Below are 12,212 nucleotides of genomic sequence, written 5' to 3'. Positions count from 1 at the left end.
CAACGGTCATGAGGTGTTGGCGGTGGTACGTGGCTCCGCGGTCAACCAGGATGGTGCGTCGAATGGTTTGACGGCGCCGAATGGTCCGTCGCAGCAGCGGGTGATCCGGCAGGCGCTGGCGGGTGCGGGGCTTTCGGCGTCCGAGGTGGACGCGGTCGAGGCCCATGGCACGGGCACCAAGCTGGGCGACCCGATCGAGGCCCAGGCCCTGCTCGCCACGTACGGGCAGGAGCGGGAGCCGGAGCAGCCGCTGTGGCTGGGCTCCATCAAGTCCAACTTCGGCCATACGCAGGCCGCTGCCGGTGTCGCCGGTGTGATGAAGATGGTGCTGGCCATCCAGCACGGACTGCTGCCGCGGACCCTCAACGTCGATGAGCCGACCCCACACGTGGACTGGTCGGCGGGCGCGGTGTCGCTGCTGACCGAGGCGCGGGAGTGGCCGGAGACCGGCCGTCCGCGCCGGGCCGCGGTGTCCTCGTTCGGCATCAGCGGCACCAACGCGCACACCATCATCGAGCAGGCCCCGGTGTACGCGGACGAGACCGAGGAGACGGCGCCCGCCGCCGCGCCCCGGTCCGGTCTCCCCACCGCCTGGGTGCTCTCCGCCAAGTCCCCCGAGGGCCTGCGCGACCAGGCCGCACGGCTGCGCGCCCACCTCGGCGAGCGGCCCGAACTGGACCTCACCGACGTGGCGTTCACGCTCGCCACGCGCCGTACCGCCTTCGAGGAGCGCGCGGCGCTCGTCGCCGAGGACCGGGACGGGCTGCTGTCCGGCCTGGAGGCACTCGCCGAGGAACGTGGCACGCCCAAGCTGGTCAAGGGCTCGGTGGCCGGTGGCAAGGTGGCGTTCCTGTTCACCGGGCAGGGCAGCCAGCGGCTCGGCATGGGCCGTGAGCTGTACGACGCCTTCCCCGTGTTCGCGGACGCGTTGGACGAGGTCTGCGCCCACTTGGACGGGCATCTGGAGCGGCCGCTGCGGGAGGTGCTGTTCGGGGACGACGCGGCGGAACTGGATCGGACGGGGTTCACTCAGCCCGCGCTGTTCGCGGTCGAGGTGGCGCTGTTCCGGCTGGTCGAGGCGTGGGGGCTGAAGGCGGACTTCCTGTCCGGCCACTCGATCGGTGAGCTGGCCGCCGCGCATGTGGCGGGTGTGCTCTCGCTCGCGGACGCCGCGAAGCTGGTGGCGGCCCGTGGTCGGCTGATGCAGGAGCTGCCCACCGGTGGCGCGATGATCGCCATCCAGGCGTCCGAGGACGAGATCACGCCACTGCTCACCGAGCGCGTCTCGATAGCCGCCCTCAACGGGCCCACCTCCGTGGTCATCGCCGGTGACGAGGACGCGGCTCTGGAGATCGCTTCCGTTTTTGAGGCCCAGGGCCGTAAGACCAAGCGGCTCACCGTGAGCCACGCGTTCCACTCCCCGCGCATGGACGGGATGCTGGCGGCGTTCCGCGAGGTGGCCGAGGGGCTGTCGTACGAGGCTCCGCGCATCCCGATCGTGTCCAACCTGACCGGCGAGCTGGTCTCCGCCGAGGAGATCACCACCGCCGACTTCTGGGTGCGCCACGTCCGGGAGGCCGTCCGCTTCCTCGACGGTGTGCGGACGTTGGAGGCGCGGAACGTCACCACGTTCATCGAGCTGGGCCCGGACGGTGTCCTCACCGCGATGGCGCAGGAGTGCGTGACCGGTGATGACGCCGCCTTCGTCTCCGCGCTGCGCAAGGGCCGCCCCGAGGCCGAGGCGCTGACGAAGGCCGTCGCACGGGTGCACGTCCGTGGCATCGCGGTGGACTGGGCGGCCTACTACGCCCGCACCGGCGCCGCGCAGGTCGCGCTGCCCACGTACGCCTTCCAGCGGCAGCGCTACTGGCCGAAGGTCTCGTCGCTGTTCCTCGGCGACGTGGCCGCGGTCGGGCTGGGTGAGGCCGAGCATCCGCTGCTCGGTGCCAGCGCCGAACTACCGGACGCGGACGGGATGTTGTTCACCGGGCGGCTGGCGCTGTCCACGCACCCGTGGCTCGCGGGCCACACCATCCTGGACACGGTGCTGCTGCCCGGCACCGCGTTCGTGGAGCTGGCGATCCGCGCCGGTGACCAGGTCGGCTGCGACTACCTGGAGGAGCTGACCCTCGAGGCGCCGCTGGTGCTGCCCGCGCGGGGCGGTGTCCAGCTACGGCTCTCGGTCGGTGCGGCCGACGAGACGGGCCGCCGCCCGCTGTCGCTGCACTCCCGGCTGGAGAGCCTGCCCGCGGAGGAGCCGTGGACCCGGCACGCCGCCGGTGTCCTGGCGTCCGGCGGCCGTCCGGAGGCGTCGTTCGAGCTGAGCGCGTGGCCCCCGGCGGACGCGACCGAGGTGGCGCTGGACGGCCGCTACGAGGGCCTGCTGGACATCGGTTTCGCCTACGGCCCCGCGTTCCAGGGGCTGCGCAGGGCGTGGCAGCGCGGCGGCGAGGTGTTCGCCGAGGTGGCGCTGGACGAGGAGACGGCCGAGGAGGCCGCCGCGTTCGGGCTGCACCCGGCGCTGCTGGACTCCGCCCTGCACGCCATCGGCATGGGTGGCCTGGGCAACACGGGCGGCGAAGGGCGGCTGCCGTTCGCCTGGACCGGCGTGTCGCTGTACGCGAGCGGCGCTTCGGCGCTGCGGGTACACCTGACCCCCGCCGGCACCGACGGCGTCCGGCTGGAGATCGCCGACACCACCGGCGCGCCGGTCGCGGCCGTCGAGACGCTCGGGCTGCGCCCGGTCTCGGCCGAGCAGATCCAGAGCGCGCGTACGGCCTACCACGAGTCGCTGTTCCGCCTGGAGTGGGCGACCACGGCCGGGCTCGCCGACGCGGCCGGGGCGGATGTTCCCGCCGACGGCCGGTGGGCGGTGCTGGGCGCCGATCCGCTCGGGCTCGGGACGTCGGCGTACGGGGACCTGGAGACGCTGGCCGGGGCGGTCGCCGCGGGCACGGCGCCCGCGCCCGAGTACGTCGTCGTATCGCCGTCCGCCGAGGTCGGTGAGCAGGTGGCCCGCGGGGCGCACCGCGCCGCCGCGGCGGCGCTCTCCGTCGTCCAGCGGTGGCTGGAGGAGGAAGGGTTCGGGGACGCCCCGCTGGTCGTGGTGACGCGTGGCGCGGTGGCCGTCGAGGACGACGAGCCGGTGGCGGATCTGGCCGGTGCGGCCGTCTGGGGTCTGCTGCGCTCGGCGCAGTCGGAGAACCCGGGCCGGTTCGTGCTGGTGGACACCGACGGCGCGGAAGAGTCGCTGCGGGCGCTGTCCGCCGCCCTGGCCTCGGGTGAGCCGCAGTTGGCGATCCGCGCGGGCGCGGTGTCCGTGCCGCGGCTGGCGCGGGTGGCCGTGGAGCCGGAGGGCGACGACGCCCGCGGCCTCGACCCCGCGGGCACGGTGCTGGTGACCGGTGCGTCCGGTTCGCTGGGCGGGCTGGTGGCGCGGCATCTGGTGGCCGAGCGTGGCGTACGGCGGCTGCTGCTGGTGAGCCGTCGCGGCGACCAGGCGCCGGGCGCTGATGAACTCGCCGCCGAGCTGGCCGAGTTGGGTGCCGAGGTGGCATGGGCGGCGTGTGATGTGGCGGACCGGGACGCGCTCGCCGCGGCCCTCGCCACCGTCCCCGCCGAGCATCCGCTGACGGCGGTCGTGCACACGGCCGGTGTGCTGGACGACGGTGTGATCGGCTCGCTCACCCCCGAGCGCGTCGACCAGGTCATGCGGCCGAAGGTGGACGCGGCCTGGAACCTCCACGAGCTGACCCGTGAGCTGGACCTGGCGGCCTTCGTGCTGTTCTCGTCCTCCTCCGGTGTGTTCGGCGGTCCTGGCCAGGGCAACTACGCCGCATCCAACGCCTTCCTGGACGCCCTCGCCCGCCACCGCGCCGCCCAGGGCCTGCCCGCCACCGCGCTCGCGTGGGGCCTGTGGGCCGGGGCCGGTATGGGCAGCACCCTGGACGAGGCCGACATCGCCCGGATGCGGCGCGCCGGACTGCCGCCGCTGCCGGTGGCCGAGGGCCTCGCGCTGCTCGACACCGCGCTGACGGTCCGCGAGTCGTCGCTGGTGCCGATGCGGGTGGACATCGCGGCGCTGCGCACCCAGGCCGCCAGTGGCGCGGTCTCGCCCCTGTTCCGCGGCTTGGTGCGGATCCCGGCGCGGCGCGCGGTGGACGCGGTCGCGGCGGGCGGCGAGTCCGGCCTGGCCGGGCGGCTCGCCGGGCTGTCCGAGCCCGAGCAGGAGCGGCTGCTGCTGGATCTGGTGCGCGGCCAGGTGGCCACCGTGCTCGGTTACGCGGGCGCGGAGACCATCGGTTCGGGCCGGGCGTTCAAGGAGCTGGGCTTCGACTCGCTGACCGCCGTCGAGCTGCGCAACCAGCTCAACTCGGTCACCGGGCTGCGGCTGCCCGCCACGCTCATCTTCGACTACCCGGACCCGCGGGTCCTGGCCCGCCATCTGCGCACCGAGCTGGTCGGCGAGCGGTCCCCGGTGGTGCACACGCCGGTGCCGGTCGCGGCCGCCACCGACGACGAGCCGATCGCCATCGTGGCGATGAGCTGCCGCTACCCCGGCGGGGTCACCACCCCCGAGGAGCTGTGGCAGCTGCTCGCCGCGGGCGAGGACGGCATCTCCCGCTTCCCGGACAACCGCGGCTGGGACCTCGAGGCGCTCTACGACCCGGACCCGGAGACCCAGGGCACCTCCTACGCCCGCGAGGGCGGATTCCTGCACGACGCGGCCGAGTTCGACCCGGCGTTCTTCGGGATCTCGCCGCGCGAGGCGCTGGCCATGGACCCGCAGCAGCGGCTGCTGCTGGAGACCTCGTGGGAGGCGTTCGAGCGCGCCGGGATCGACCCGCTGTCCGTGCGCGGCAGCAGGACCGGTGTGTTCGCGGGCGTCATGTACCACGACTACGGGTCCCGGCTGCACGCCGTCCCGAACGAGGTCGAGGGCTACCTCGGCACCGGCAGCTCCAGCAGCGTGGTGTCCGGCCGGGTGGCCTACACCTTCGGCCTGGAGGGTCCGGCCGTCACGGTCGACACGGCCTGCTCGTCCTCGCTGGTGGCGCTGCACCTGGCGGCGCAGGCGCTGCGCCAGGGCGAGTGCTCGCTGGCGCTGGCCGGCGGTGTCACGGTGATGTTCACCCCGGGTACGTTCATCGACTTCAGCCGCCAGCGCGGACTGGCCAGGGACGGCCGCTGCAAGTCCTTCGCGGCGGCCGCCGACGGCACCGGCTGGGGTGAGGGTGCGGGCATGCTGCTCCTGGAGCGGCTCTCCGACGCCCGTCGGCACGGCCACGAGGTGCTGGCGATCGTGCGCGGCAGCGCGGTGAACCAGGACGGCGCGTCCAACGGCCTGACGGCGCCCAACGGCCCGTCCCAGCAGCGCGTCATCCGCCAGGCCCTCGCCAACGCCCGCCTGACCACCGGTGAGGTGGACGTGGTCGAGGCGCACGGCACCGGTACGACGCTGGGCGACCCGATCGAGGCGCAGGCGCTGCTGGCCACGTACGGCCGGGAGCGGGACGCGGAACAGCCGCTGTGGCTGGGCTCGGTGAAGTCCAACCTGGGCCACACCCAGGCCGCCTCCGGTGTCGCCGGTGTCATCAAGATGGTGCTGTCGATGCGGCACGGTCTGCTGCCGCGGACGCTGCACGTGGACGAGCCGTCGCCGCATGTGGACTGGTCGGCGGGTGCGGTGTCGCTGCTGACCGAGGCGCGGGAGTGGCCGGAGACCGGCCGTCCGCGCCGGGCCGCGGTGTCCTCGTTCGGCATCAGCGGCACCAACGCCCACGCCATCATCGAGCAGCCGCCCGCCGCCGAGCCGGGCGAGCCCGCGGCGGAGCCCGCGGCGGAGCCCGCGGCCCTGCCGTACGTGCCCGTGCTGCTGTCGGCCCGTACCGAGGACGCTGTGCGGGCCCAGGCGCGGCGGCTGCGGTCGCGGATCGCCGCCGAACCCGGCGCCTCCCTCACCGACCTGGGCTTCTCGCTCGCCACGACCCGCGCCGCGCTGGAACACCGCGTCGCCCTGGTGGCCGAGGGCCATGACGAGGCGCTGGGCGGGCTGGACGCGCTGGCGCGCGGTGAGCACCCGGCGCAGGCGCTGCGCGGGATGGCCACCGAGGGCAAGGTGGCGTTCCTGTTCACCGGTCAGGGCAGCCAGCGGCTCGGCATGGGCCGTGAGCTGTACGCGGCGTTCCCGCGCTTCGCGGAGGCGCTGGACGAGGTGTGCGACGCGCTGGACCCGCATCTCGAACGGCCGCTGAAGATCGTGCTGTTCGGCGAGGACGCCCGGGACCTGGACCGCACCGGCTACACCCAGCCCGCGCTGTTCGCGGTCGAGGTGGCGCTGTTCCGGCTGGTCGAGGCGTGGGGGCTGAAGGCGGACTACCTGTCCGGCCACTCCATCGGCGAGCTGGCCGCCGCGCATGTGGCGGGCGTGTTCTCGCTCGCCGACGCGTCTGCGCTGGTGGCGGCCCGTGGCCGGCTCATGCAGGAACTGCCCGCGGGTGGCGCGATGATCGCCGTCCAGGCGTCCGAGGACGAGGTGGCGCCGCTGCTCACCGACCGCGTGTCCATCGCCGCCCTCAACGGCCCGAACTCCGTGGTCATCGCGGGTGACGAGGACGCGGCGCTGGAGATCGCGTCCGGTTTCGAGGCGCGGGGCCGCAAGACCAAGCGGCTCACCGTCAGCCACGCCTTCCACTCGCCGCACATGGACCCGATGCTCGCGGACTTCCGCAAGCTGGCCGAGGGCCTGACCTTCAACGCCCCGAAGATCCCGCTGGTGTCCTGCCTCACCGGCACCGTGGTCTCCGCCGACGAGATCCGCCTGCCGGAGTTCTGGGTGCGCCATGTCCGCGAGTCCGTCCGCTTCGTCGACGGTGTCCGCACCCTGCGCGAGCAGGGCGTGACCACCTTCGTGGAGCTCGGCCCGGACGGGGTGCTCTCCGCGATGGGCGAGGACTGCCTGGCCGGGACGGAGACCGGGACCGAAAGGGATGGCGACACCGACGCGGTGTTCGTCCCCACCCTGCGCGGTGGCCGCCCCGAGGCCCAGGCGCTCGCCACCGCCCTCGCCCACGTCCATGTCCGTGGCGCGGCCCCGGACTGGGCGGCCGTCTACGCCGGGCGCGGCGCCCGCCGCGTGGAGCTGCCCACCTACGCCTTCCAGCGCCAGCGCTACTGGCTCGACGTGGGCATCTCCGTCGAGGACGTGATCTCCGCGGGCCTCGACACGGCCGACCACCCGCTGCTGGGCGCGGCGGTGGAACTCCCCGACACCGGTGGCTTCGTGTTCACCGGGCGGCTGTCGCTGCTGACCCACCCCTGGCTGGCCGACCACGCCGTCATGGACACCGTGCTGCTGCCCGGCACGGCCTTCGTGGAACTCGCGCTGCGCGCCGGCCACGAGGCGGGCTGTGACACGGTCGAGGAGCTGACCCTCCAGGCCCCGCTGGTCCTGCCCGAACAGGGCGCCGTCCAGCTACGGCTGGAGCTCGCGGCGGCCGACGAGACGGGGCGGCGCCCGCTGACCCTGCACTCCCGCCGGGAGGACGCGCCCGCCGACGAGCCGTGGATCCGCCACGCCACCGGCTTCCTCGCCCCGAGCGCCCAGGGTGCCCAGGGCGCCCCGGCTGCCCCGGACGAGCACATGGACCTGAGCGCCTGGCCCCCGGCCGACGCGACGGCCCTGGCCACCGAGGAGTTCTACGCGGGCGCGGCCGCCGCGGGACTCGGTTACGGCCCGGTCTTCCAGGGGCTGCACACCGCCTGGCGGCGCGGCGATGAGCTGTTCGCCGAGATCCGGCTGCCCCAGGGCTTCGAGCCCCAGGCCGCCGCGTACGGGGTGCATCCGGCGCTGCTGGACGCCGCCCTGCACACCCTCGGCCTCGACCCGCGGGGCGAGGGGAGCGAGGGCGCGCGGCTGCCGTTCGCCTGGACCGGCGTACGGCTGCACGCCGGGGGCGCCGCATCGCTGCGCGTACGGCTGCGGCCCGGCGCCGACGGGGTGTCGCTGCACCTCGCCGACGGCACCGGCGCCGCCGTGGCCACCATCGACGGCCTGGTGCTGCGCCCGCTGGCGGCCGAGCAGCTCGACGCCTCGCGCGCCGCGCACCACGAGTCGCTGTTCCGCCCCGAGTGGACGGCTCTGCCCGCGTCCGCCACCGACATCCCGCTCGGCGAGCGCTGGGTGACCCTCGGCGCCGCCACCGGCTTCACCGTCGGCGGCGAGCGGCTGGACGACCACGCGGACCTCGCGGCACTCACCGCCTCCCTCGACGGTGGCGGGTCCGCCCCCGACGTGGTCGTGGCGCCCCTCACGGGCGCGGCTCCCCTCACCGCGACCGGCGGCGTGGCGCCGCTGCGCGCGACCGACGGCGCGGCGTACCCGCCCGCCACGGCCGACGCGGCGTCCTTGCCCGCCACGGACGGTACGGCTCCCCTCACCGCGACCGGCGGCATCGCGTCCGTGGCCGACACCGCGAGGGCCGCCGCCCGGGACGCCCTGGACCTGGTCCAGAACTGGCTGGGCGACCAGCGGCTCGCCGACACCCGTCTCGTCCTCGTCACCCGTGGCGCGGTCGCGGCGGCCCCCGGCGAGGACGTCGCCGACCTGGCCCACACCACCGCGTGGGGCCTGGTGAAGTCCGCGCAGTCGGAGAACCCCGGCCGCTTCGTCCTGGTGGACATCGACGGCACGGACGCGTCCCAGCGGGCCCTGCCGTCGGTGCTCGCCACCGACGAACCGCAGCTCGCGCTGCGCTCCGGCACCGGCCACGCCTACCGGCTCGCCCGGGTCCCGGCCCTGGCGGACCCCCCCGAGCCGGCCGGACTCGGCGACCCGGAGGGCACCGTGCTGCTGAGCGGCGCCACCGGCGCCCTCGGCGGACTCTTCGCCCGCCACCTGGTGGCGGAGCGCGGAGTGCGGCATCTGCTGCTGGTCAGCCGCCGTGGTGGCGAGGCCCCGGGCGCGGCCGAACTCGCCGCCGAACTGGGCGCGTCGGGAGCCGAGGTCACCTGGGCGGCCTGTGACACCGCCGACCGGGACGCCCTGGCCGCCACCCTCGCGGCCATCCCGGCGGAGCACCCGCTGACCGCCGTGGTGCACACCGCGGGCGTCCTGGACGACGGGGTGATCAGCTCGCTGACCGGTGAGCGGATCGACACCGTGCTCCGTCCCAAGGTGGACGCGGCGTGGAACCTGCATGAGCTGACCCGCGACCTCGACCTGGCCGCGTTCGTGCTCTTCTCCTCGGCCGCCGGTGCCTTCGGCAGCTCCGGACAGGGCAACTACGCGGCGGCCAACACCTTCCTGGACGCGCTCGCCCAGCACCGCCACGCCCAGGGTCTGCCCGCGAGCTCGCTCGCCTGGGGCCTGTGGGCCACGGCCGACGGCATGGCCGGATCCCTCGACACCTCCGATGTCACCCGCATCTCGCGCGGCGGCTTCGAGGCGCTCGGACCGGACGAGGGCCTGGCGCTGTTCGACGTGGCGGGCACCCTGTCCGAGGCCGCGCTGGTACCGATCCGCATCGACACGGGCGCACTGCGCGGCCAGGCCGCCGCCGGGCTGCTGCCGCCGCTGCTGCGCGGCCTGGTCCGCACCCCCGTACGGCGCTCCGCCGACATCGGGGCCACCTCCGGCGTCGTGGCCGACTCCGGCGCGGGCTCGCTCGCGGCACGGCTCTCCGGGCTCTCGGAGACCGAACGCGACCGTGAGCTGCTGGAGGTCGTCCGCGGCCATGTGGCGGCCGTCCTCGGCCATGCCACCCCGGACGACGTGGACGCCGGGCGCGGCTTCCTCGACCTCGGCTTCGACTCGCTCACCGCCGTGGACCTGCGCAACCGACTGGGCGCCGCCGCCGGGCTGCGCCTGCCGGTCACGCTGATCTTCGACTACCCGACGCCCACCGCGCTCGCCGGGTATCTGCGCGAGGAGCTGGGCCTGGACGGCGCGGCCGGACACCAGCCCGTACACGCGGAGCTCGACAAGCTCGAGGCGATCCTCGCCACGATCGCCCCGGACGACATCGAGCGCCCCGGCATCACCACCCGCCTGCGCGACCTCCTGTCGAAGTGGAATGAAACGCAAAGTGCTACGGACAGCACCGCAGAAGACCGTGAAATCCAGTCCGCGACGGCAGACGAGATCTTCGATCTCCTCGACGACGAGCTCGGGCTCTCCTGACCTGCTCCACAAGAGCTCATCGACTCACCTCAGCACCGCGGGGACGGCGTAATGGCGACGGCGAACGAAGAGAAGTACCTCGACTACCTCAAGCGGGCCACCACCGACCTGCGCGAGGCGCGGCGGCGGCTGCGCGAGGTCGAGGAGCGCGAGCAGGAGCCCATCGCCATCGTGGCGATGAGCTGCCGCTACCCCGGCGGGGTCAGCACCCCCGAGGAGCTGTGGGAGCTGGTCGCCCGCGGCGGTGACGCGGCCACGCCGTACCCCACCAACCGCGGCTGGGCCACCGACGTCCTCTTCGAGCCGGACCCGGACAGCGGCCAGGAGCCGTACGTCCACGAGGGCGGGTTCCTGCACGACGCGGCCGACTTCGACCCCGCGTTCTTCGGCATCTCGCCGCGCGAGGCGCTGGCCATGGACCCGCAGCAGCGGCTGCTGCTGGAGACCTCGTGGGAGGCGTTCGAGCGCGCGGGCATCGACCCGACCACCCTCCAGGGCAGCCAGACCGGTGTGTTCGCGGGCGTGATGTACCACGACTACGCCTCCCGGCTGTTCTCCGCGCCCGAGGACGTCGAGGGCTTCCTCGGCAACGGCAGCTCCGGCTCCATCGCCTCCGGCCGCGTCGCCTACACCTTCGGCCTGGAGGGCCCGGCCGTCACCATCGACACGGCCTGCTCCTCCTCCCTGGTCGCCCTGCACTTCGCCGCGCAGGCGCTGCGCCGCCGGGAGTGCTCGCTGGCCCTGGCCGGTGGTGTCACCGTCATGTCCACCCCCGGCACCTTCACCGAGTTCAGCCGCCAGCGCGGCCTCGCCGCCGACGGCCGCTGCAAGTCCTTCGCGGCCGCCGCCGACGGCACCGGCTGGGGCGAGGGCGCGGGCATGCTGCTCCTGGAGCGGCTCTCCGACGCCCGCGCCAACGGCCACCAGGTGCTGGCCGTCGTCCGTGGCAGCGCCATCAACCAGGACGGCGCCAGCAGCGGGCTCACCGCGCCCAACGGCCCCTCGCAGCAGCGCGTCATCCGCCAGGCCCTGGCCGCCGCCCGGCTCGCCCCCGGCCAGATCGACGTGGTCGAGGCGCACGGCACGGGCACCACGCTCGGCGACCCCATCGAGGCCCAGGCCCTGCTCGCCACGTACGGGCGCAACCACAGCGAGGACCAGCCGCTGTGGCTGGGCTCCATCAAGTCCAACATCGGGCACACCCAGGCCGCCGCCGGTGTCGCGGGCATCATCAAGATGGTCATGGCGATGCGCCACGGGGTGCTTCCGCGGACCTTGCACGTCGACCAGCCCACCCCGAACGTCGACTGGTCGGCGGGCGCCGTCTCGCTGCTGACCGAGGGGCGCGCCTGGCCGGACACCGGGCAGCCGCGCCGGGCCGCGGTGTCCTCGTTCGGCATCAGCGGCACCAACGCGCACACCATCCTGGAGCAGGCGCCGGAGCCGGAGGAGGCCCCGGCCGCGAAGACGGCCGACGACGCCCCCGCCGAGACCCGCGCCGCCGTCGCGCTGCCGCTGTGGACCGTGGCCGCCAAGAGCCGCCCCGCGCTGCGCGCCCAGGCCGCGAACCTGCGCGCCCACCTCGAGGCCCACCCCGAACTGCGCCTCACCGACATCGGCTTCTCGCTGGCCATCGGCCGGGCCGCCTTCGAGCACCGGGCCGCGATCGTCGCCGACGACCGCGCCGGCCTGATACGCGCCCTCGACGCGCTGTCCCGCGAGGAGCCCGCGACCGGGCTGGTCGAGGGCAAGATCGCGAGCGGCAAGGTGGCGTTCCTGTTCACGGGGCAGGGGAGTCAGCGGCTGGGGATGGGGCGTGAGTTGTATGACGCCTATCCGGTGTTCGCGGAGGCGTTGGACGCGGTGTGTGCGGAGCTGGACCAGCACCTTGAGCGACCGCTGAAGACGGTGCTGTTTGGGGATGACGCGGCGGTACTGGATCGGACGGGGTTCACTCAGCCCGCGTTGTTCGCGGTTGAGGTGGCGTTGTTCCGGCTGGTTTCGGAGGCGTGGGGTCTGCGGCCCGACTATG

The 12,212-nt window shown here is 74.4% G+C and carries 2 protein-coding genes; both read left to right on the top strand.

The window, feature by feature from the left end:
* Positions 1 to 10,180 (top strand): type I polyketide synthase (locus NP777_RS45990; protein ID WP_256656168.1); only part of this gene is annotated, 10,180 nt, incomplete at its 5' end.
* 51 nt (positions 10,181 to 10,231) lie between these two features.
* Positions 10,232 to 12,212, top strand: a 1,981-nt coding sequence (locus tag NP777_RS45985; protein ID WP_256656167.1) for a type I polyketide synthase, incomplete at its 3' end; no start/stop codon positions are given.

Origin of the sequence: Streptomyces rugosispiralis (assembly GCF_024505145.1) — a bacterium.
Taxonomy (GTDB): Bacteria; Actinomycetota; Actinomycetes; order Streptomycetales; family Streptomycetaceae; genus Streptomyces; species Streptomyces rugosispiralis.
This window is presented reverse-complemented; position numbering and strand designations above follow the sequence as displayed.